Genomic DNA, 21,459 nt, shown 5'->3' on the forward strand with positions numbered 1-21,459 from the left:
TTTAGCTTCCGCTTAGGATACGAACGCTGACGCGCGAGAGGGAACTCAGCTGCTCGTACCGGAGATACCGCATCGAGGAATCCCCGACATAGGTCCGCCAAAGATCGATGGAATGGTCGATCCGGCTCATGGAATCGCCAATCTGAAAAAAGCGCTTCCCGGACTTTTGCAGAAATTCGATAAACGGCTCCGGACTCTTGTGATCTCGGAACAGCAATTCATACGAGTTGCGATATTCAGCCAGCATCAGATGCACTGCTTTCCAGCGCTTCTGGTAAAGCTTACGCCATTGACCGACCTGATCATTCAGGGTCGCCTGCGCGGCAGCTGGCATGCTGTCAAGCGGGCGAGACTCTGTATTGAGCCAGTTCGCAAAATCTTTCCAGATTTCTTGCCGGCGAGCAAAAATATGCTCGTAATAGATGACGCCTTTCCAGGAGTACAAAGTGTCCGACGCGTCGCTATCCTGGATCTGCATGGCCTGGAGCAACGGCTTCAGGGCCTCCATATCGTTGGCGTCCCAGAGCTTGTTGACCAGCGTCTTCAGATAGCTGGCGCGATTTGCATCGGTGACGCCTTCGAAAGCGGTTTCCACAATCGGCTGGAATTGCTTCATGACATGGTCGCGCACCCGACCGAATTCGGCGGCGGTCATCTCGAAATAACCCGGATGCGGATCAAGCCCCTCGGCCTCCATTCGTTCCCGGAACAGGAACGGGTCGACCGAGGGAAGGTCGTCGATGATTTTCAGAATCTTGAGATCGGCTTTGGCTTCCTCGGATTCCGGGGAATCCGACATACCAGCCTGGAATTGCAACGCGGTCCGAAGGTTCCTGTCGTTCAGGAAAATGGACCGGCCGCCGTCGAGATCCGCCTTCTCGCTATAGGAAAAGAAAATCTTCGTCCCGACAGGCTTGGAGGCCGATTCCCGCATATCGTCGTCGGGATAGGTTTCCTTCATGAAGATCGCGTTGTTCAGGTCCTGTGTCTTGAACAGGAACTGCCCTGGTGCGCCACCTTCGGCGAGGACATTGCGGTGCAACGCCGCACAGTTGAAGACCCGGGAAGACCCGGCCTGCAACATGCGCGATAGCTGCTCAACAGCCAGTCGCTCTATCGAGACACGTTTACGCGTATGACCCATAAAGGAAGATCTTGTTCCAGTTTTACATCCAGGCCTCGATCAAATGCGGTCCCGGCTCATTCAACGCGCGCTCGAATTGTTCGTTGAACTCTTCCGCGGTCGTTGCCCGGGTCGCCGAAACCCCCATGCCGGCAGCCAGTTGTCGCCAGTCCAGATCCGGACGGCCGATTTCCAGCATGTCGAAGGCCTTGCGGCCCGGGTTTTCGGCGCCGACATTCATCAGTTCGCCTTTCAGTATCTCATAGGTTCTATTCGCGAAGATAACGTTAACAACGTTGCACTTCTCGCGCGCCTGGGTCCAGAGCGCCTGCAACGTATACATGCCGCTGCCGTCACCCTCGAGGCAGATCACCTTGCGATCAGGGCAGGCGATTGCCGCGCCGGTCGCGTATGGCATACCGATGCCAATGGAACCACCGGTCAGCGACAGCCAGTCATGTTGCTCGGTACCGGCAGTGAAAGGCATCAGCCCCCGGCCAGACGTCACTGATTCATCGGCGATAATTGCGTCTTTCGGCATCAGGTGGCCGATCGCGGCGGCGATGCTCTCCGGAGTGAGGTCGCCGCTCATCAGCGCCGGCTTTTCCGCCTTCTGACGGACCGGCTCTATATCGGTCGCACCGAGTTCCTCGGCAATGGCGGTCAGGGCATCCAGCAGGTCGTAGCCTTCCGGCGCCACTTCGACGACTTTGCACTCTTCGGGGATCAGCACGCTCGGCTTGTTCGGATAGGCGAAGAACGCCACGGGCACAGGCGCACCGAGCAAAACCAGATGCTTGACCGACTGAAGCTGCTTCAGGGCGATATCCACCGGATACTGGATCCGCTCCACCGGAACGCGGCCCGCACCGCGTTCCCAGCGCCGATTGCTGGTCTTGCAGCTCAAGCGGCAACCAGTCTTCGCCATGATCCGTCCAGCCATCTCCAGCGCCTCGCCCATCAGGGCGGTGTCGGAGATGTGGATCATGCATTCCTCGCCCGAGGTCAGCGCCGCAGCGGCTGCGCGGATCGCTTCGGCCGGTGCTTTCGGGCGGGCCACCGGTGCAACCGGGGCGGCCGGGCCGTCAGACTCTTCCCACGCGGTGTTGGCCGGAAGGATCAGCGTCGCCACCTGACCCGGAACCCCCATGGAAGCGGCCACCGCCTCGGCGCCGTCGGCAGCGACGTCCTTCGAGGAGCGCGAGGTCTTCACCCAGCCGGAGACCGGACGGGCGATGCCTTCGATATCGGCCGTCAGCGGCGCATCATATTCGACATGATAGGTCGCATGCTCGCCGACGATGTTGACGACCGGCGTGAAAGCCTTCTTGGCATTGTGCAGATTGGCGAGACCGTTACCGAGGCCCGGGCCGAGATGCAGCAGCGTGGAGGCCGGTTTCAGCGCCATCCGTGCGTAGCCGTCCGCCATACCGGTGACAACGCCCTCGAACAGGCCGAGCACGCAACGCATGCCCTCGACCCGGTCGAGCGCGGCGACGAAGTGCATCTCCGACGTACCGGGGTTTGAAAAACACACGTCCACTCCGGACGCGACAAGGGTCCGCACCAGGCTCTCAGCGCCGTTCATTTTTATCCTCTGGAGTCAGGGAATAGGGAAAGGAATGGCGATGATGGCGCCGCGCCTTGCAAAGCGCAAGCGCAGTCGCCTCATGCCATTCGTTCCGATTGCCGACGGGTCAAACCGTCAGCTTGCGATTGCGTGCACCTTGCGGGCCTTGCCACCGAGCTCATGATCGTGCTCGCGGATGAAGCCCTTCACCACCGGCGCAATCTCCCGGCGCCAGCGTCCGCCGTTGAAGACGCCGTAATGGCCGACATTTTTCTGCAGGTGATAATGCTTCATGGAGTCCGGAAGGTTTGGCGTCATGTCGAGCGCGGCCTGGGTCTGACCAACGCCGGAAATATCGTCAAGCTCACCTTCGACACACAAAATGGCGGTTTTCGTAATCTGCTCGGTTTTCACCGGATTCCACCGCGCCATCATCTCGCCTTTTGGCAGGGAATGTTTCTGGAACACGGTTTCCACCGTCTCCAGATAAAACTCCGCCGGAAGATCCATAACCGCCAGATATTCATCGTAGAAGGCCTTCTTCTTGTCAGCCTCCTCCTCGTCGCCCTGGACCAGGTGATCGAACAACTCGTTAAGCGAGATCATATGCTTGTCGAGATTCATCGAGATGAAATTGGTGAGCTGTATGAACCCCGGATAAACCCGCCGGCCCATGCCCGGATAGGGCGGCGGGACGACGGTGACGACATGGCGCTCGAACCACTCGATCGTATGTTCCTTGGCCAGTTTGTTCACGGCTGTCGGGTTGCGTCGCGTGTCGATCGGGCCGCCCATCAGCGTCATTGAGGCCGGAGCACAGATATCGCCCCAACCCGACATGATGGAAACGGCGGCAAGCACCGGCACACTCGGCTGGCAGACCGCCAAAACGTGGGTATTCGGGCCGAGGTAATGCAGGAAGTCGATGATGTAATCGATATAATCGCTGAGATTGAACCGGTCGGCCGTGATCGGCACGTAGCGGCAATCGGTCCAGTCTGTCACGTAGACATCATGGTCTGGCAGCATCGTTTCCACGGTACCCCGCAACAATGTTGCGTAGTGCCCTGAAACCGGCGCCACCACCAGCAGCTTCGGATCGTTGCGTTTGGTCTTGGTATCGCGCTTGAAATTCACCAGGCTGCAATAGGTGCGGTGAATAACAGCCTCTTCCTCAATCGCGACTTCCTTGCCGTCGATCACCGTTTTGTCGAGCCCCCAGTCGGGTTTGCCGTAGCGCCGGGTAACCCGCTCGAACATTTCAGCGGCGGAGTCGATCTGCTTGCCGAGTGGGGTATAGGAAAGCGGACTCCAGGGCGCCGTCACCGTGTTGCGCACGGCCTGCGCCCCCATCCGCCATGGCATGATCGCCATGCGGGTCGCTTCATACATATGATACAGCATCGCTTAAGCTCCGCGTTCTGACGATCCACACGGCCGGGCACAAGCGCCTGCCGTAAGGTCCGTCCAATAACTACACAATATTGGCATTCAAATTGCTGCATTGCACCAAAGAAAGCGTGCAGCCATTCCCGCCAGTCGAAATGCAGGGTGGCGGCTTAATGCAGAGCCGGCGACTTCAGCAGTGTGTCCCGCGCGATCGATCGGACATTGGTGTTGACTATTTCACCGTCGCGGGCGAGCGACAAAGGCACCGTTACTCCGGCGTCGCCGAGGGACCAGACATGCCGGAAAAACTCTGCCAGCGACTTGACCCGCGCATCGTCAACGGCAACGACAATATCGCCGACCTTGATGTCGGCCTCTTCTGCAGGTCCGTTCTCGCTGAGCGCCGCGACCACGACCTGGTCGTGAATTTCCGTGCCAAACAGCCCAAGCCACGGGCGTGACGGCTTTTCCACCCGCCCGTAGGTCGACAATTGCTCAAGGATGGGTTTCAGCAGATTGATCGGAACCACCATGTTCCCGTCGACTGCCGTGTCCTCGCTGGTCTGCTGCACCATCAGCGATCCGATCCCGAGCAAGCTGCCATCCGGCCCGATCAGCCCGCAACCACCCCAGTTCGGATGTGCCGGCGCTGTAAAAATCGCTTTATCGAGAAGATATTCCCAGTATCCGGCAAACTCGCGGATGGCCATGACCTCGGCCGCTATCGCACCTTTGCTACCGCCAAGACCGCCGAGCACAACGGGATCACCCTCACTCAGAATATCCGAATCGCCAAGCGGCAGGGCCGGCAGGTCGAGATGGCCGAGGGCCTGGATGAGACCGAAACCGGTCTCCTGATCATAGCCCAGCACATGCCCCGCGACCGCGCGGCCGAAATTGTCCGTGATCCAGACCTGCTCGGCTTCCGTGACAAGATAACCGATGGTCAGCACCAGACCGTCTTCCCGGATAACCACACCATTGCCACTACGTTCCGTGCCAAGCAGGTTGGCGGTATAGGCGTCGTCGGGGATTGCTGTGCGAATACCGACCAGGGAAGCGTAGATACGATCAAGGTCGTATGCGTAGTCTTCCTGATTGGGTGCGTTTCCGCTTTCGTGTTCCATCAATGTCCTGGCACTGCGACCGTGTCGCCCCTGTTTTGCTCAGTATACAGGGCCGTTTCGCTGTTGGAAGAGTATCGCCCTGTCTCAAAGTGACAGAGCATCATCCCGTCTCAAAGAGACATGGGGACTCTATGGGCAAAGGTCAGTGCTTGGGCACTGCGTCCGGCCTAACGGCCGCGCATATAGCGCCGCTCAGGACGGTACGGATGCAAAAAGGCATGTACCGACTTGCGAACGATTTTCATAAAGCGGACCATTCCGTCCAACTCCGATTGCTGGATGGGTCCGGCGCATTCGCTCTTGCGACTGGCCTGCCCGATCCGGGTTTGAACTGTTTCATGGCAATGCAATCGACGGGCCAAGAGATGACCGCTGCATCACGTTGCTCAGAATGCGATATAGGGATGAAAATATCGTAAAGAAACCGGGGCCGTTGACTAAAAAGCGCATGTTGCGGACGGGTTGTGAACAATGTCACTCCTGTGGCTATGGGATTTGGAAAGAACGGTGCCCGGGAGTTTTTTGACCAAATGATCAGCGCAATGGCTAAAGAATGAGCAAACAACCCGCAGCCTTCCTCGATCGCGACGGTGTCCTTAACCGCGACACGGGTTTTCCGCATCGCCCGGACCAGATTGAATGGGTTGATGGCGCCATTGACGCAGTCGCCCTGCTCAAAGCGCGTGGATATCTTGTCTTTGTCGTCACCAACCAATCGGGGATTGCCCGCGACTATTTCAGCGTGGCCGACGTCGAGACATTGCATCGATGGATGAATGCACGGCTGCAAGAACACGGTGGGTCGATCGACGCTTTCCGGATCAGCCCCTATCATCCGGATTTCGACGATGGCCGTTTCACCGACCTCGCGGACTGGCGCAAACCGAAGCCGGGAATGCTGCTCGATCTTCTCGCTCATTGGGATGTCGACCTCTCCCGCTCTTTCATGATCGGTGACAAGACAACCGACATGGAGGCCGCCGAGGCGGCAGGTCTTCCGGGCCATCTCTTTAAAGGCGGCAATCTGCTGAAGTTTGTGAACGGCTTACTGCCTCCGGTCCCGAATTGAGCGGCCGCACAATAAAATGGTTTCGGTTTCCGCATTGCGGAACCGGCGCTTGCGTGCAAGATGGCGGATCAAGAGGATGCGCCGCGATTCATGAACGATAGAACCCACGCGGAAAGGGCCTCGCGATGACCAGCCGGATCCAGATCGGCAACTTGCAGATCGACCAGACGCTCTACAATTTTATCAATGACGAAGCTCTCCCCGGCACCGGCGTCGCTGCGGAAGGCTTCTGGGTTGGGTTCGAGCGCATCGTCGGCGAATTCGCACCCAAGAACCGGGCACTGGTCGCCAAGCGTGGCGAGCTGCAGAAAAAGATCGACACCTGGCACAAAGCCAATCGTGGCGCCGGTTTCGATCTCGAGGCCTACAAGCTCTTCCTGAAAGACATCGGCTACATCGTGCCTGAAGGCCCGGCCTTCTCCGTCGGCACAGATCATGTCGATGCGGAGATCGCCACCGTCGCCGGACCGCAGCTTGTTGTTCCTGTGATGAACGCACGCTATGCCCTGAATGCGGCAAACGCACGCTGGGGCAGCCTCTATGACGCGCTCTACGGCACCGATGCGATCTCGGACGAGGGCGGCGCTGCCGCCGGCGGCGCCTACAACCCAGCCCGTGGCGCCAAGGTCATCGCCTGGGCCCGCGATTTCCTGGACAAATCTGCACCGCTCTCCAGCGGAAGCCATGCGGATGCCACCGGCTACAGCGTTGTAGACGGCCAGCTTTCCGTATCACAGAAAGACGGCACGAAGACCGGCCTTAAAGCCCCGATCCAGTTCGCCGGATATAAGGGCGATGCGGGTGCGCCGAGCGGCATTCTGGTGCGCAACAACGAGCTGCATTTCGAAATCGTCATCGATCGCGGCCACATGATCGGCAAGGACGATGCGGCCGGTATCGCCGACGTCATTGTCGAAGCGGCATTGACGACCATCATGGATTGCGAGGATTCGGTCGCCGCGGTCGACGCAGAGGACAAGGTGCTGGCCTACCGTAACTGGCTTGGCCTGGCGAAAGGCGATCTCGCCGACAAGTTCATGAAGGGCGGCAAGGAAGTCACCCGCACGCTGAACCCGGACCGCATCTACACCGCCCCCGATGGCGGCGAAGTACGGTTGCACGGGCGCAGCCTGATGCTGGTCCGCAATGTCGGCCTGCTGATGACCAACCCGGCCATCCTCTATGATGGCGACAAGGAAATCCCGGAATGCCTTATGGACGGTGTGTTCAACGCCGCCATCGCCCTGCATGACCTGCGCGGCGAAAACAAGGGCGGCAACAGCCGGGCCGGTTCCGTCTACACCGTGAACCCGAAAATGCATGGCCCCGAAGAAGTCGCCTTCATCGAAGCACTCTTCACCGAGACCGAAAAGCTGCTCGACCTTGCACCGAACACCCTGAAAATGGGCATCATGGACGAGGAGCGCCGGACCACGGTGAACCTCAAGGAATGCATCCGGGCAGCCAAGGATCGCGTGGTCTTCATCAATACCGGCTTCCTCGACCGCACCGGCGATGAGATGCACACCTCCATGGAAGCGGGCCCGATGATCCGCAAGGGCGACATGAAGGCGTCCTCCTGGATCAAGGCCTATGAAGACTGGAATGTCGATATCGGTCTGGAATGCGGCCTGCAGGGTCATGCCCAGATCGGCAAGGGCATGTGGGCCATGCCGGACCTGATGGCGGAAATGCTGAAGCAGAAGAAGGGCCATCCGGAAGCGGGCGCGAACACCGCCTGGGTGCCGTCCCCCACCGCCGCCGTGCTGCATGCCACGCACTATCACGAGCTGAACGTGAAGCAGCGGCAGGACGAGTTGAAGACCCGCGGTCGCGCCAGCCTCGACGATATTCTGTCGATCCCGGTGGCCACGCGTCCGAACTGGGACGCGGAAGCCATCCAGCAGGAACTCGACAACAACGCCCAGGGTATTCTCGGCTACGTGGTTCGCTGGGTCGATCAGGGCGTCGGTTGCTCCAAGGTGCCGGACATCAACAATGTCGGGCTGATGGAAGACCGCGCGACCCTGCGGATTTCCAGCCAGCATATCGCCAACTGGCTGCATCACGGCGTCTGCGATGCGGCGCAGGTCGAGGAAACCATGAAGCGCATGGCCAAAGTTGTCGACGGCCAGAATGCCGGCGATCCGGCCTACACACCGATGGCCCCCGACTTCGACAAGAGCATCGCTTTCCAGGCCGCGTGCGACCTGGTGTTCAAGGGACGCGAGCAGCCGAGCGGCTATACCGAACCGGTACTGCATGGCCGCCGTCTGGAAGTGAAAGCGAAAGCGTAGGGAGACGGCATGACCGGCCCGGCGTTAGGGGCGCTTACCCCCATCGTCCGGGACCTGGTCGGAGTAGCGGCACCGGAGCTGCTGGCGGGCGAAGCCGCCGAACCGGTGCCGGGGAGCTACCTGCTGCTGCTTGAGCTCGCAGAGCCCCTGACAATCACCATCAGGAAAAGAGACTGGCGCCTGCCCGCCGGTCTCTTTGTCTATGCGGGCAGCGCCCTTGGCGCGGGCGGGCTGAAAGCCAGGCTGACCCGGCACTTCCGCAAGGAAAAGAAACAGCACTGGCACATCGACCAGGTCACAATGACGGCCCGGGCCATGCGGGCGCTCTGTTTTCAGGAGAATACGGAGTGTGAATTGAGCGCGCGGCTTCTCGCCAGTGGCCGGTTTTCAGCTCCGGTACCCGGGTTCGGCAGCAGCGACTGTAAAAGCTGCCCCGCACATTTTCTGGAGTTCAGCGGAGGCTAGGTTCCGGACCTAGTCGTCATCGTCCGTTCGCGGACGCAGACCGAGATCCATGACCTGTTTGCGGGCATCCTCGTCTTCGACACCGACCATGGCCGACAACAGCATTGCCGCGGCGACGACACCCTCCATATGGGCTTTCAGCGGCGAAAGCCCGCGCTCGAAAGATTCCTCGACCGTCTCGTGGTAGGCGTCTTCGATCATACTTCTGGTGCTGTCGTCCACGATGGCCTCTGATTGGAATGAATCACCTCAAGGCCTAGTGATTCCCGGCAGGCAATGCAACGCGTTTACCTGCGAAAAATGCTCACTTTTTCAAAAGACATTTTTGACTTTCAGGAACGGATGCGCCGCGAGAGTTTCCTGAGAAGACTTGCACGCTCGCGACACGAGAATCCGGCCTCTCATATCCGACGATCGGACCCACCACCTCGACGCACTTATTCCGGGTTTCTCCGATAACGCCATACCGTGACCGTCCCCTGACAAGTGATCACAACTCCTTGATGCGATGTTTGAATACAGATCCCATTCCCAATCTGGCTTTAGGTTGCCTTCAACGCAGGCGTGAACAGTACGCATATACGGGAATGTGGCTTAATGGATGTGACTGAACTGATCGCCGGCTGCGGCCTGGACCGGGAGAAGGCCAAGGCACTACCGGGAGTATGGGAAAACCATGTCCAACGAGAACTGGATGACGCCCTGATTGCGACCCACAAATTCTGCAACTCATATGACGGCCTGACGGGCTTTCTATGGGGTCAGGACGAAGCATCCTGGGTCGCGAATCAGAAAAGCCGCTGGGAATCCGTCTTCTGCACCGGGATCGGATCTGCGCACGTCGACCAGGTCCGGGAATTCGCGCGCGGCGATCTTGAAAGCGCCATGAATCCCGCGGTCTACGGGCAGTTTTTTGCTGGCCTGGGTCGCGAACTGACGACCCGAATCCTGAAGACCGGGCAAGGCTCGCCGGAATCGCACGAAGCCGCCCTCCTGATCGGCACGCTGATGAACGCCGAAGCGACAATCGCGTCCTCCGCCTATAGCGAGGCGCAGACCGAAAAGAACCAGTCCACCATCGAAGAGCTCACCGGCATGATGGGGCAGAATGTCGGCGACATCATCGGCGGAGTGGCCGGTGCTTCCGACAAGCTCTCCTCCAGCATGGCCACGATCAGCCAGAATGTTGGCCGCAACCTCGATCTCGCGACCGGCATCTCCGGGACGGTCGATTCAGCGGTTTCCAAACTGTCCGAGCTGTCCGCCGCCATCGACGGAATCCTCAAGCTGCTCAACGGCATCAAGTCGATTGCCGGGCAGACCAACATGCTGGCCCTGAACGCGACCATCGAGGCTGCACGCGCGGGTGAGGCCGGGCTCGGGTTCGCCGTTGTAGCCCGTGAGGTCAAGATGCTGGCCACGGACAGCCGGGAGGCAGCCGACGGCATCGCGGAAATGACGAACCGGTTGAGCGAGACACTCGGCATGGTCCAGACCGGGTTCGCGGAAATCACCGAACGGGTATCGACCATGGTGCGTTCTATCGAGGAAAACGGCACAGCGGCTGAAGAACAGCACCGGGCAACCGGAGAGATCGCGGACCGCATGGCCCGGCTCGGGCAGGAAATCGACGAATCGATCTCGGGCATTCGTCAGCACTACGGCTGACGAGCGCCGAACAGGGGAGAGCAAGCGGATGATTGAAGTCCCGGCCGTCGAAACGGCTCAAAGCATTTTCACTGCTGCCAGCTATTACGGCTATGTCGGCATCGCGGTAGCCGCTGCTTTCCTGCTCTACGGAATTGACCGGATCGATCCGAGCACGCGCGGGAGCTACCTCTTCCGGCTGTTCCTGATCCCGGCGTCGGTGGTGTTCTGGCCGGTGATCCTGTGGCGCTGGGCGAATGCTGTCCGGGCGGAGACGAAGCCATGAAGCGCCGTCATCAGCGCTGGCATCTTCGGATCTGGATCGCGCTGGCCATTCTGCTCCCGGGCTTTCTGCTGATCACTGTGCTGCAGCGCCAGGACCGTCCGGTCGAGCCGCCCCTGCAATTTGGCACGGGGGGCACACAATGAGCGTGCAGTACAGGCCCGTGACCTGGACCCGGAACAAAATCACCTACGATCTCGTGCTTGGGTTCGGCATCGCCGCCTTCATCATCCTGTTCCTGCGCTATGCGCCAGGCTGGCTGGAGAGCCCCCGGATAAGCGGACCGCAACTCCGCATGCGAGCGTTCGGCACGTGCGCCTTCCTGCTGCTGACCATTGTGCTCAGCATCGGCCCGCTGGCCCGGCTGGACAGCCGGTTCCTGCCGCTGCTCTATAACCGACGGCATTTTGGCGTCGCCATTTTCTTCGTAGCCCTGGCGCATGCGTTTGCCGTGACCGGCTGGTACCAGGCCTTCGGCCCGCTCGACCGCTATGTCGCCTTGCTCGCGTCGAGTACCGCCGTCACCTCCTGGCAGGCCTTTCCGTTCGAGTATCTCGGCATTTTCGCCCTCGGCATCCTCTTCACCCTGGCCGCGACCAGCCATGATTTCTGGCTGACCTTCCTTGGCGCCCCGCTCTGGAAAGCGATCCACATGTCCGTATACGCGGCCTATGCCGCGATCATCGGCCATATAGCCCTGGGTGTTTTGCAAGCCGAACACTCCCCCTGGCTGCTCGGCCTGACCGGCGTCAGCGTCGGTCTGGTCTCCGCTCTGCATATCGCGGCGGGATTGCGCGAGCAGGAGGCATCGGTAGCTCCCGCCGTCAGCGACTCAGAGGGGAACTGGGTGCACGCTGCCTATATCGGCGATCTGCCCGACGAGGGCGGCGTCACTGTTTTCCTGCCGACCGGAGAGAAAGCCGCCCTCTTCCGCTATGACGGCAAGGTATCCGCGCTCTCCAACGCCTGCGCGCACCAGAACGGACCGCTGGCCGAAGGCCGGATCATCGACGGTTGCGTCACCTGCCCCTGGCACGGCTACCAGTACCGGCCGGAAGACGGATGCTCGCCCGCGCCCTTCACCGAGAAAGTTGCGACCTACCGGTTGCGCCGGAACGGCAACCGCCTGCTGATAGACGCAAACGCACTGCCGCCGGGCACACCGGTGCCGCCTATAGAGCTGGAGCAAGGTGCATGAGCAGATCTTCCAACGAGTTCTTCGTCGGCTACCTGAAGACCCCGCCGAAGCTGGCGATCTTCCTGACAGTCGTGAGCGTGCTGCTGACCGGCCTCGGTATCGGTGGCGGCTTTGCCCTGCTGGCCGGGCAGCCGGATTACGGGAATGGAGGCTTCAAGGGCGGCTACAAGGAGCATCTCGGCGTGCTGCAGGCGGCCCCCTATCCGATGCTGCGGCTGCCGCCGGATGAGGCTCATCCCGACGGCCGGACCATCCTGCTCTCCAACCCCGGCAAGCGCGGTGCACAGAAGCGCGCGGCAAAGCATGACGGCCAGATCGTCGATGTCGGCGGAGTCTTCATCACCCGCGAGGGGACGCGCCTTCTTCAGGTCGGCGGTGCCGCGAAAATCCGCCCGGCGAAAGAGCCAGCGTCCATCCAAGACTTTGTCCCCGCCGCGGACGTGCCGCTCGGCCCGGTGACGCTGCGCGGCGAGATCGTCGATACGAAATGCTATCTCGGCGCCATGCTGCCCGGTGAAGGCAAGGTGCACAGGGCCTGCGCCAACCTCTGCCTGATGGGCGGCATTCCGCCGATGCTGGCGGTCTTTCACGAAAACGAGGCCCCGACCCTGCTGCTGCTGACCAATGCGGCGGGCGAAGCCTTCGATGCCGAGATTCTCGATTATGTCGCGCCCTATGTGTCCGTCACGGGCGATCTCTACCGCCGTGGCGACCTGCTGATGCTCCGCACCGATGCCAGCCGGATCGGGTTCATCTGATGCGCCCGGCCGCTCTCTTCCGGCTCTTCCTCGGTCTGGCTTATGCCGCCGCGGTTGGCTGGCTGCTCTACGACTATTCGGACGAAGCAGCTTCGCTGCTGCGCGGGCGCTGGCTGAAGGATCTTTGGCCCGGAGCCGAGAAAGTGATCCGGGTAAGCTGGCTTTATGACCTGCGAATTATCGCCGTGCCACTCTATGCTGCACTGGGCCTCTGGATCGCCGAGCGGATCTGGCAGCGGCTGACGGCGCTCTTCCCGCCATCGGCCGAGGGCTGACAAGTAGCGGGACGGCATGGTCTAATTCTCCGCTCATCGTCCGGGGAAGACTCATGGGCAAGAAAGAAAACGGCCTTTCCAGAAAGGTCTACCAGCACGCGCTCTACGACCTTCAGGTCGAGCTGTGCCATCTGCAAGCCTGGTTCAAATCCTCCGGCGAAAGAGCGATTGTCGTTTTCGAAGGCCGCGATGCTGCCGGAAAAGGCGGTGTGATCAAGCGGATTACCGAGCGCGTCAGCCCGCGCGTCTTCCGCACCGTCGCCCTGCCGGCGCCGTCAGAACGGGAAAAGACCCAGCTGTACGCCCAGCGCTATATCCAGCACTTCCCGGCCGCCGGCGAAATCGTGCTGTTCGACCGCTCCTGGTACAATCGGGCCGGGGTCGAACGGGTGATGGGTTTCACCGATCAGGCTTCCGTGGACCGGTTCCTCGAAAGCACCGTGTTTTTCGAGCGCGAGATCGCCTCGGCCGGGATCAAGCTGATCAAGTACTTCCTGCACGTTGGCAAGGAAGAGCAGGAGAAACGCTTCCTCTCCCGCATGACCGATCCGGTCAAACACTGGAAACTGAGTGGCATGGATCTCGATTCCTATCGGCTCTGGGACCAGTATTCAGCCGCCTATGACGACATGATTGGCTCTACGCACACGCTCGAGGCGCCGTGGTTCATCGTGGACGCCGACGACAAGAAACGCGCACGCCTGAACTGTATTTCCCACCTGCTCGACCAGTTCGACTACGAGAGAATCCCCTTCAAGGCTCCGGATCTGCCACCTCGTGAGCATTTGCCCAATGTCCCACCCGACCGGCCGCGCTATGGAACAACGATCCCCCAGCGCTTCTGACCCTTCTTAGTTTCGCCAAGCGAAACCGAATTTCGAAAACACTTGTCGGCCTCCCCGGCTGTTCGATATGACATAGGAAAAGAACTTGGGAGGAATGAAGAGTGAAAGAGGCAGTCGTCCTTTCGACCGCCCGCACGGGGCTGGCAAAATCCTTTCGCGGCGCCTTCAATGACACCCACGGCGCGACCATGGCCGGGCATGCGCTCGAACATGCCGTCACGCGCGCCGGTGTCGCACCGGGCGAGATCGAGGATGTGATCCTCGGCTGCGGCCTGCCGGAAGCGGCTACGGGAAAGAATATCGCGCGGCTCTCGGCGATCCGCGCCGGCCTGCCGGTGACCGCCGGTGGCGTTACCGTAAACCGGTTCTGCTCGTCCGGCCTGCAAGCCATTGCCATGGCGGCCCAGCGCGTCATCGTCGATGGCGTGCCGGTGATGGCGGCAGGCGGTGTTGAATCCATCAGTCTGACCCAAGCCAACCTGAACCAGACCCGGCTGGAAGAACCCTGGCTGATGGAGCACAAGCCCGAGCTCTATCATTCCATGATCGAGACAGCGGACCTGGTGGCCTCCCGCTACGGCGTCAGCCGCGAGGATCAAGACGCCTATGCCCTGAAGAGCCAGCAGCGCACGGCAGCGGCCCAGGACGCCGGCAAGTTCGATGACGAGATCGTCCCGATCACCGTCGAGAAGCTGGTGAAGAACAAGGAAACCGGCGATGTCAGCCGGGAGACCGTCACCCTGACAAAAGACGAATGCAACCGGCCCGGCACCACGCCGGAAGGCCTCGCCGGCCTCGCGCCCGTGCGCGGCGATGGGCATTTCATCACCGCCGGCAATTCCAGCCAGCTCTCGGACGGCGCTTCGGCCTGCATTATCATGGACGGCAAGCTTGCGGAGCAGCGCGGACTTGAGCCGCTCGGCATTTTCCGCGGCCTCGCCGCCGCGGGCTGCGAGCCGGACGAGATGGGCATCGGCCCGGTCTTCGCCGTGCCGCGCCTGTTGGAACGGACCGGCGTTAAACTGGAGGATATCGGCCTTTGGGAGCTGAACGAGGCCTTCGCCTCGCAGGTTCTCTATTGCCGCGATAAACTCGGTATTCCGGACGATATACTGAACGTGAACGGCGGCTCGATCTCGATCGGCCATCCCTACGGGATGACCGGATCGCGCATGGTCGGGCACGCACTGATCGAAGGAAAGCGCCGCGGCGCGAAATATGTAGTGACCACGATGTGCGTCGGCGGCGGAATGGGCGTCGCCGGGCTCTTTGAAGTGGCATAAGGGAGCAGGCAAATGGACTTGAATTTCACCCCGGAGGAACAGGCGTTTCGTGAAGAAGTACGCGCCTTCCTGCAGTCCGATCTTCCGGACGATATCCGGGCCAAGATGAAAGGCGGCAAACGCCTCGTCAAAGACGACTATTTCCGCTGGCACCAGGCGCTGTCCAAGCGCGGCTGGCTGGCTACGAACTGGCCGAAGGAATATGGCGGCCCCGGCTGGACCCCCGTGCAGAAGCATATCTTCGACGAGGAATGCTACTCCGCAGGCGGCCCGCGCATCCTGCCTTTCGGCGTGAACATGGTTGCCCCGGTGATCATGAAATTCGGCAGCCAGGAACAGAAGGACTATTACCTGCCGCGCATCCTCAACCTGACCGACTGGTGGTGTCAGGGCTATTCCGAACCGGGTGCCGGCTCCGACCTTGCCTCGCTCCGCTGCAGCGCCGTACGGGACGGCGATCATTATATCGTCAATGGCCAGAAGACCTGGACCACGCTCGGCCAGTATGCCGATCACATCTTCTGTCTGGTCCGCACCGATCCGGATGCGGCCAAGCCCCAGCAAGGCATCTCCTTCCTGCTGATCGACATGAAGACACCGGGCATCACCGTCCGTCCGATCATCCTGCTCGATGGCGAGCATGAGGTGAACGAGGTCTGGTTCGACGATGTGAAAGTGCCGGCCGAAAATATTGTCGGCGAAGAGAACAAAGGCTGGACCTACGCCAAGTACCTGCTCACCCACGAGCGAACCGGCATCGCCAATGTCGGCGCCTCCAAGGCGGCCATGCTGCACCTGAAGGCAATCGCCCGCGACCAGATGAAGAACGGCCGCCCGCTGATCGAGGACCCGCTGTTCCGCAACCGCCTGGCCAAGGTGGAAATCGACCTGATGGCACTGGAGATGACAAACCTCCGTGTGCTGGCCGAAGTCCAGTCCGGCGGCGCGCCGGGTCTGGAAAGCTCGATCCTGAAGATCAGGGGCACCGAGATCCGCCAGGAGCTGACCGACCTCGCCCGACGGGCCCTCGGCCCGTACGCGCTGCCGTTCCAGTCTGAAGCGCTTGATGGCGGCTTCAACGGAGAGCCTGTCGGCCCGGATTACGCGGCACCGAAGGCCCAGCAGTATTTCAACATGCGCAAGCTCAGCATCTATGGCGGATCGAACGAGATCCAGAAGAACATCATCGCCAAGGCCGGGCTCGGACTCTAAGGGATCAGTAACATGGATTTTTCGCTCAGCGAAGAGCAGCGGATGCTCAAGGACACGGTCGAGCGCCTGGTACGCGAGACCTATGATTTCGAAAAACGGCAGAAGATTGCCGACAGCGAGGAAGGCTTCTCCCGGGAGGTCTGGGGCCAGCTTGCCGAGCTCGGCCTGCTCGGCGTGCCGTTCCCGGAAGATTTCGGCGGCCTTGGCGGCGGCGGCATCGATCTGATGATCGTCGGCGAGGCGATGGGCCAGGGTCTGGTGGTCGAACCCTATCTCGCAACCGTGGTGCTCGGTGGCGGGCTGGTCGAACTACTCGGCTCCGACACCCAGAAGGAAGAGATCCTCGGCGCCGTGGTTGGTGGCGAGAAACTGCTGGCCTTCGCCCATGGCGAGCCGGACAGCCGCTACGAGACCGCCCATGTCCGCGCCACGGCCGAGAAAGTCGGCGGTGGCTGGAAACTCACCGGGCGCAAGTCCGTGGTGCTCAATGGCGGCGAAGCGGACACACTGATCGTCTCCGCCCGCGTCAGCGGCGCTCATGACGACGAGGACGGCATCGGCCTGTTCCTGGTGGGCAAGGACGCGGCCAACCTGAAGCTGCACAGCACGCCGGCCATCGACGGCACCCGTGTCGCCGAAATCGCACTCGACGGTGTCGAGATCGCCGAGGACGCGGTACTCGGCACGCCGGGCGCCTGCTTCCACGCCATCGAGGAAGTGCTGGCCCGCGCCGTCATCCTGTTGTCCGGCGAAGCGGTCGGCGCCATGAACATGGCGGTCGATACGACGGTCGAATACCTGAAGACCCGTAAGCAGTTCGGCAAGGCCCTCAGCCAGTTCCAGGTGCTGCAGCACCGGGCCGTCGAAATGCGGATCGCGCTGGAGGAAGCCCGGTCGCTGGCCATCCTGGCCGCCGCCCGTCTGGGCGAGCCCCGGGACGTGCGAGAGCTTGCGGTCAGCGCCGCCAAGTCCGGCATCGGCCGTCACGCCCGCTTTGTCGGCGAGCAGGCCGTCCAGCTGCATGGTGGCATCGGTATGACCTGGGAAGTCCCGGTCGCGCATTACACCAAGCGGCTGGTCATGCTCGACCACCTGTTCGGCGATACCGACCACCACCAGGAACGCTTCGCCACCCTCTCCGACGCGGCGGCTTAAGCGCTTCCATCAAAGTATAAACCGTCATCCCGTCGAAAAACGGGACCCAGGGATCGTGGATCCTGTCCTTTGATCCCCTGGGTCCCGCATCAAGTGCGGGATGACAGTTTTGTTTTAGCTTTCAGGCATCGGTCATCCACCGGTGACAGCCGCACCGAAATTGCCTAAACCGGAGCACCCTTGTCCTGACCGGAAGCGCTCATGTTCTCCGCCATCATCTTCGACTGCGACGGCGTCCTCATCAATTCCGAGTCGATCCTCAGAGACTATTACCGCCGCTTTCTCGCGGGGCTCGGCCTGCATTACGACCCGCATGCCTACAGCAAGCGCTTCAAAGGCAAGGCCTGGCCGCAATTCCAGGCGCTGCTCGAGGAAGAATATCGGGAGACCTTCGGCAGGCCGCTGCCCGAAGGCAGCTATGACGGCATCAAGGAAGGAACCTGGGCGGAATACCAGCGGTCGCTGAGCCCCACCGATGGCATCGACATTTTGCTTGGCAGCATCACACGTCCCAAAGCCGTTGCCTCGAACAGCCATGCCGCGTCGCTTGAGCGTAAATTGCGCCATACAGGTCTTATCGAGCATTTCGCCCCGCACCTGATCTCCCTCGAAGACGTCGAAAACGGCAAACCGGCCCCGGATATGTTCCTCCTCGCCGCCGAGCGGCTCGGTGCCGCGCCGGAGACGTGCCTGATCATCGAGGACAGCGTGACCGGTGTCACCGCCGGCGCCGCAGCGGGCATGACCGTCTGGGGCTATGTTGGCGAAAGTGACGGCGATCTGGACCTGCCGGAGATGCTCCGGGAAGCCGGAGCGAGCGACATCTTCGCCCATCACGACGAGATCCGCGCAAAGCTGCCATGATCAGCAGACCGGTGACAGAACCGGCGTAATCCCGTATTTGGAGAGGCCCTCGGAACCGCGATCAGCTACCCGCGAAAGGGCCTTCCATGTTTTCCGCCATTATCTTCGACTGCGACGGCGTTCTGGTGAATTCCGAATCGATTCATGTCGCCCTGGAACTGAAACATTTGGCCGCCCTTGGCCTGACCTATGACCGCTCTGACTATGTGCACCGGTTTAAGGGCAGATCCTGGCCCGATTTTCTTTCGATCCTCTCCAGCGACCATGAGGCGGCTTTCGGCACGCCTCTGCCCGAGCATTTTTCCGGTGGGCTCTCCAGCGCTACATGGAAAGCGTTCGAGACCGAACTGGTGGCCATGGAAGGCGCCGCGGCCCTGCTTGGCGGTATCTCTCATCCTCTAGCCGTCGCCTCCTCCAGCGGCCACAAGGCGCTCCGGACCAAGCTGGAAATGACCGCCCTGCTGGATTTCTTCGATCCTCACGTAGTCTCAAGCGATCATGTAGAGAAAGCGAAACCGGCCCCCGACATCTTCCTTCACGCAGCGGAAAAGCTCGGCGTCACGCCAGATCTCTGCCTCGTCATCGAAGACAGCGTGAACGGCGTTCTCGGCGCCCGTGCGGCCGGAATGACAGCCTGGGGATATACGGGCGATGCGGAAGGAGAAGCCAGCCTCCCCGCACGCCTGAAAGAAGCTGGCGCGAGCGACGTGTTCGCCCATCACGACGAGATCCGGCAACAGCTCGGCTGACCGCATTCAATGACGCAGCGATAACGAACGAGCCACCTTCCTGCTTTCGCAGGAATGACGACAGGGAAGGAAGGGACGCATACAAAAGTCGTCATCCTCGCGCACGCGGGGACCCAGAAGATCGAAGGGCAGCGCTTCTAAAGCAGCTGTGTGTAGAGATCGTGCCATCGCGGATTGTGGCGTTCGATCATCTCAAGCTTCCAGCGCCGCCGCCATTTCTTCACCTGCCGTTCTCGCCGGATCGCACTGTCCATTGAATCGTGTGGTTCGAAATAGACAAGCGTCCGTATGCGGTACTGGGCGGTGAAACCGGGCACGCGTCCCGATCTGTGCTGGGAAACCCGGCCGGCAAGATCCGACGTCACTCCAGTATAGAGCGTTCCGTTCCGCTTGCTCGCGAGGATGTAGACAAAAGGCTGCATAGCTATTGCATGGGAGGGGCAGCGGTTCTTTTACCTTTCGTCGCAGGGCTGATTTTACGACCCCCAGGGTCCCCGCGTCCGCGAGGATGACGATTTTTGTATGGGGTCTTTTGTATGGGGTCGCTCCTCCCCAACCGTCATTCCTGCGAAAGCAGGAACCTGGGGAGCATAGGGGCTGCTCTTCGGAAGGAAACGCACGAAACCGGATCAGCAAGCAAAAGAGGTTGTTGGGATAAACCCCGGTACTACCCCAGTTCCATCTCTGCCATCGCAATGCGGGCATCGTGGAAGCGCGGGTTCAGGGCGAGGCACTGCTCGTAGCAGGTCCGGGCATGGTCCTTGTTGCCGGCAGCATCGAACACCTGACCGAGGGTGAACCAGGGGTCCGGATCGGAGGGATTGAGGTAGATGGCGCGATTGAGGGCGGTCGCCGCAGGCTCCAGCCAGCCGGCCTCGAAGCAGGTCAGGCCGAGTTGACGCTGGTGGTCCGCATCCGTGGGGTCCAGCAAGGCGGCCTGGCCGACCAGCTGCGCGGCCTCTTCATGCCGGCCATTCTGCATCGCCAGGATGCTCTTGACGTGGAGCGAGCGCGGGCTTTCCGGCTGGTCTTTCGTGACCCGCCGATAAAGGTTCTCCAGCCGTGCCGTGCCAATATTCACCACCCGCCCCACTCGGGACGGGTTGTCTTGCGAGGTCCGTTCCATGACGGCTCCACCTTAACCCGCCCGGACGCAGAGTGCCACCGGGGAGCGTCAGCCACCCAGAACGCGGCCAGCCACGGCATCCAGTTTTGCCACCAGTTCGGGGTCGCGGGCCTCGGGATGGGTGATAAGGGCGAACTGCAGCGCGTTGTCGCCGCCCTGCTCGTCAACCTCCGGCCGCTTCGCCAGCATCGGGGCCACGGTGCGGACCAGATCGCGGGCCTTTTCCGCATTTCCGGTCAGGACCTTGATCACCTGTTCGACGGTCACACTGTCATGATCCGGATGCCAGCAATCGTAATCGGTGACCATGGCGACGGTGGCGTAGGGGATCTCCGCCTCACGAGCCAGTTTCGCCTCGGGCATGTTGGTCATGCCGACCACGTCACAGCCCCATGAGCGGTAAAGCGTGCTCTCGGCGAAGGTCGAGAATTGCGGGCCTTCCATGCAGATATAGGTCCCGTTCACATCGTGCGGCAGTCCGAGGCGCTTGCAGGCCTCTGCCAGTGCGGCCTGGAGCCTTTCGGCGACCGGATGGGAGAACGAGACGTGAGCCGCGCAGCCATTCGTGTAGAAGGTCTTCTCGCGAGCGAAGGTGCGATCGATGAACTGGTCGATCAGCACGAAATGGCCGGGCGCGTATTCTGCCTTGAGAGAGCCGACGGCGCTGAGCGAGATGATATCGGTCACCCCGGCCCGCTTCATGACGTCGATGTTGGCGCGGTAATTGATCCCGCTCGGGTTCAGTTTGTGCCCCCGACCGTGGCGTGGCAGGAAGACCAGTTTCTGACCGTCCAGCTCTCCAAAGAGAAGCTGGTCCGACGGTGTACCGAAAGGCGAGGACATCGTTTCCCAGCGCGTGTTGGAGAGACCGTCGATCTCGTAGATCCCGCTGCCGCCGATAAAGCCGAGAACCGCGTCACGCGTCAGTGCCGTCATGGAATGCAACCTTCCTGCAGAAACAATTCGGCTCTCTGCCTAGCGGATGGCTGCGTCCTTGCCAACGGCAAAAGAAAAGGGAGCGGGC

General features: G+C 61.1%; 23 protein-coding genes. 15 read left to right on the forward strand and 8 right to left on the reverse strand.

The window, feature by feature from the left end; genetic code table 11:
- Window position 1 precedes the first annotated feature (1 nt).
- The 4 genes from IG629_RS16995 to IG629_RS17010 form a co-directional block, all read right to left on the reverse strand.
- The gene (locus IG629_RS16995) at window positions 2-1,144 is read right to left on the reverse strand and encodes a hypothetical protein (RefSeq protein WP_193173121.1); all 1,143 of its coding nucleotides are present in this window, start codon (window positions 1,142-1,144) and stop codon (window positions 2-4) included.
- A gap of 22 nt (window positions 1,145-1,166) precedes the next feature.
- Window positions 1,167-2,711, reverse strand: a complete 1,545-nt coding sequence (locus tag IG629_RS17000; RefSeq protein ID WP_193173122.1) for an acetolactate synthase large subunit — start codon at window positions 2,709-2,711, stop codon at window positions 1,167-1,169.
- 117 nt (window positions 2,712-2,828) lie between these two features.
- The gene (locus IG629_RS17005) at window positions 2,829-4,097 is read right to left on the reverse strand and encodes a polyhydroxyalkanoate depolymerase (RefSeq protein WP_193173123.1); all 1,269 of its coding nucleotides are present in this window, start codon (window positions 4,095-4,097) and stop codon (window positions 2,829-2,831) included.
- A 155-nt stretch (window positions 4,098-4,252) separates the two neighbouring features.
- The gene (locus IG629_RS17010; protein ID WP_193173124.1) at window positions 4,253-5,209 is read right to left on the reverse strand and encodes a S1C family serine protease; all 957 of its coding nucleotides are present in this window, start codon (window positions 5,207-5,209) and stop codon (window positions 4,253-4,255) included.
- Window positions 5,210-5,762: 553 nt separating this feature from the next.
- Here IG629_RS17010 and IG629_RS17015 point away from each other — a divergent pair.
- From IG629_RS17015 to IG629_RS17025, 3 genes are all read left to right on the forward strand, one after another.
- Complete coding sequence (locus IG629_RS17015; RefSeq protein WP_193173125.1) at window positions 5,763-6,278, forward strand: D-glycero-alpha-D-manno-heptose-1,7-bisphosphate 7-phosphatase; 516 nt, start codon at window positions 5,763-5,765, stop codon at window positions 6,276-6,278.
- A gap of 125 nt (window positions 6,279-6,403) precedes the next feature.
- Window positions 6,404-8,575: a malate synthase G gene (locus IG629_RS17020; protein WP_193173126.1), complete on the forward strand. Its 2,172-nt coding sequence runs from the start codon at window positions 6,404-6,406 to the stop codon at window positions 8,573-8,575.
- Window positions 8,576-8,584: 9 nt separating this feature from the next.
- A complete protein-coding gene (locus IG629_RS17025; RefSeq protein WP_193173127.1) occupies window positions 8,585-9,040 on the forward strand; it encodes a GIY-YIG nuclease family protein in 456 nt (151 codons plus the stop codon).
- A gap of 9 nt (window positions 9,041-9,049) precedes the next feature.
- Here IG629_RS17025 and IG629_RS17030 read toward each other — a convergent pair whose 3' ends face one another.
- The gene (locus tag IG629_RS17030; protein ID WP_319025116.1) at window positions 9,050-9,262 is read right to left on the reverse strand and encodes a hypothetical protein; all 213 of its coding nucleotides are present in this window, start codon (window positions 9,260-9,262) and stop codon (window positions 9,050-9,052) included.
- Between the two features lie 375 nt (window positions 9,263-9,637).
- Between IG629_RS17030 and IG629_RS17035 the strand changes: the two genes are divergently transcribed.
- The 12 genes from IG629_RS17035 (at window position 9,638) to IG629_RS17090 (ending at window position 19,309) form a co-directional block, all read left to right on the forward strand.
- On the forward strand, window positions 9,638-10,708 hold the full coding sequence (locus IG629_RS17035; RefSeq protein ID WP_193173128.1) for a methyl-accepting chemotaxis protein: 1,071 nt from the start codon (window positions 9,638-9,640) through the stop codon (window positions 10,706-10,708).
- Window positions 10,709-10,736: 28 nt separating this feature from the next.
- Complete coding sequence (locus IG629_RS17040) at window positions 10,737-10,973, forward strand: hypothetical protein (protein ID WP_226886866.1); 237 nt, start codon at window positions 10,737-10,739, stop codon at window positions 10,971-10,973.
- Window positions 10,970-11,116: a hypothetical protein gene (locus IG629_RS17045; RefSeq protein ID WP_193173129.1), complete on the forward strand. Its 147-nt coding sequence runs from the start codon at window positions 10,970-10,972 to the stop codon at window positions 11,114-11,116. Before IG629_RS17040 ends, IG629_RS17045 begins: the two co-directional genes overlap by 4 nt.
- Window positions 11,113-12,168, forward strand: coding sequence for a Rieske 2Fe-2S domain-containing protein (locus IG629_RS17050; protein ID WP_193173130.1), 1,056 nt, complete (start codon window positions 11,113-11,115; stop codon window positions 12,166-12,168). The genes IG629_RS17045 and IG629_RS17050 overlap by 4 nt, the downstream gene beginning before the upstream one ends.
- Window positions 12,165-12,926, forward strand: coding sequence for a hypothetical protein (locus IG629_RS17055; protein ID WP_193173131.1), 762 nt, complete (start codon window positions 12,165-12,167; stop codon window positions 12,924-12,926). The genes IG629_RS17050 and IG629_RS17055 overlap by 4 nt, the downstream gene beginning before the upstream one ends.
- Complete coding sequence (locus tag IG629_RS17060) at window positions 12,926-13,201, forward strand: hypothetical protein (RefSeq protein ID WP_193173132.1); 276 nt, start codon at window positions 12,926-12,928, stop codon at window positions 13,199-13,201. The genes IG629_RS17055 and IG629_RS17060 overlap by 1 nt, the downstream gene beginning before the upstream one ends.
- A 53-nt stretch (window positions 13,202-13,254) precedes the next feature.
- Window positions 13,255-14,046 carry a polyphosphate kinase 2 gene (ppk2, locus tag IG629_RS17065; protein WP_193173133.1) on the forward strand — a complete coding sequence of 264 codons (792 nt, stop codon included), beginning with the start codon at window positions 13,255-13,257 and terminating at the stop codon, window positions 14,044-14,046.
- Window positions 14,047-14,147: 101 nt separating this feature from the next.
- Window positions 14,148-15,329, forward strand: coding sequence for an acetyl-CoA C-acyltransferase (locus tag IG629_RS17070; protein ID WP_193173134.1), 1,182 nt, complete (start codon window positions 14,148-14,150; stop codon window positions 15,327-15,329).
- Window positions 15,330-15,341: 12 nt separating this feature from the next.
- On the forward strand, window positions 15,342-16,541 hold the full coding sequence (locus IG629_RS17075) for an acyl-CoA dehydrogenase family protein (RefSeq protein WP_193173135.1): 1,200 nt from the start codon (window positions 15,342-15,344) through the stop codon (window positions 16,539-16,541).
- 12 nt (window positions 16,542-16,553) lie between these two features.
- Complete coding sequence (locus tag IG629_RS17080) at window positions 16,554-17,696, forward strand: acyl-CoA dehydrogenase family protein (protein ID WP_193173136.1); 1,143 nt, start codon at window positions 16,554-16,556, stop codon at window positions 17,694-17,696.
- A gap of 201 nt (window positions 17,697-17,897) precedes the next feature.
- The gene (locus IG629_RS17085; protein WP_193173137.1) at window positions 17,898-18,560 is read left to right on the forward strand and encodes an HAD family hydrolase; all 663 of its coding nucleotides are present in this window, start codon (window positions 17,898-17,900) and stop codon (window positions 18,558-18,560) included.
- 86 nt (window positions 18,561-18,646) lie between these two features.
- On the forward strand, window positions 18,647-19,309 hold the full coding sequence (locus IG629_RS17090; protein ID WP_193173138.1) for an HAD family hydrolase: 663 nt from the start codon (window positions 18,647-18,649) through the stop codon (window positions 19,307-19,309).
- 137 nt (window positions 19,310-19,446) lie between these two features.
- On the opposite strand, the gene IG629_RS17095 is transcribed toward IG629_RS17090, so the two are convergent.
- From IG629_RS17095 to IG629_RS17105, 3 genes are all read right to left on the reverse strand, one after another.
- On the reverse strand, window positions 19,447-19,731 hold the full coding sequence (locus IG629_RS17095; RefSeq protein WP_226886867.1) for a GIY-YIG nuclease family protein: 285 nt from the start codon (window positions 19,729-19,731) through the stop codon (window positions 19,447-19,449).
- A gap of 245 nt (window positions 19,732-19,976) precedes the next feature.
- Window positions 19,977-20,435 carry a tetratricopeptide repeat protein gene (locus IG629_RS17100; RefSeq protein ID WP_193173139.1) on the reverse strand — a complete coding sequence of 153 codons (459 nt, stop codon included), beginning with the start codon at window positions 20,433-20,435 and terminating at the stop codon, window positions 19,977-19,979.
- 48 nt (window positions 20,436-20,483) lie between these two features.
- The gene (locus IG629_RS17105) at window positions 20,484-21,371 is read right to left on the reverse strand and encodes an S-methyl-5'-thioadenosine phosphorylase (RefSeq protein ID WP_193173140.1); all 888 of its coding nucleotides are present in this window, start codon (window positions 21,369-21,371) and stop codon (window positions 20,484-20,486) included.
- Between the last annotated feature and the right edge of the window lie 88 nt (window positions 21,372-21,459).

The organism is Nisaea nitritireducens, from assembly GCF_014904795.1.
Classification (GTDB): Bacteria; Pseudomonadota; Alphaproteobacteria; order Thalassobaculales; family Thalassobaculaceae; genus Nisaea; species Nisaea nitritireducens.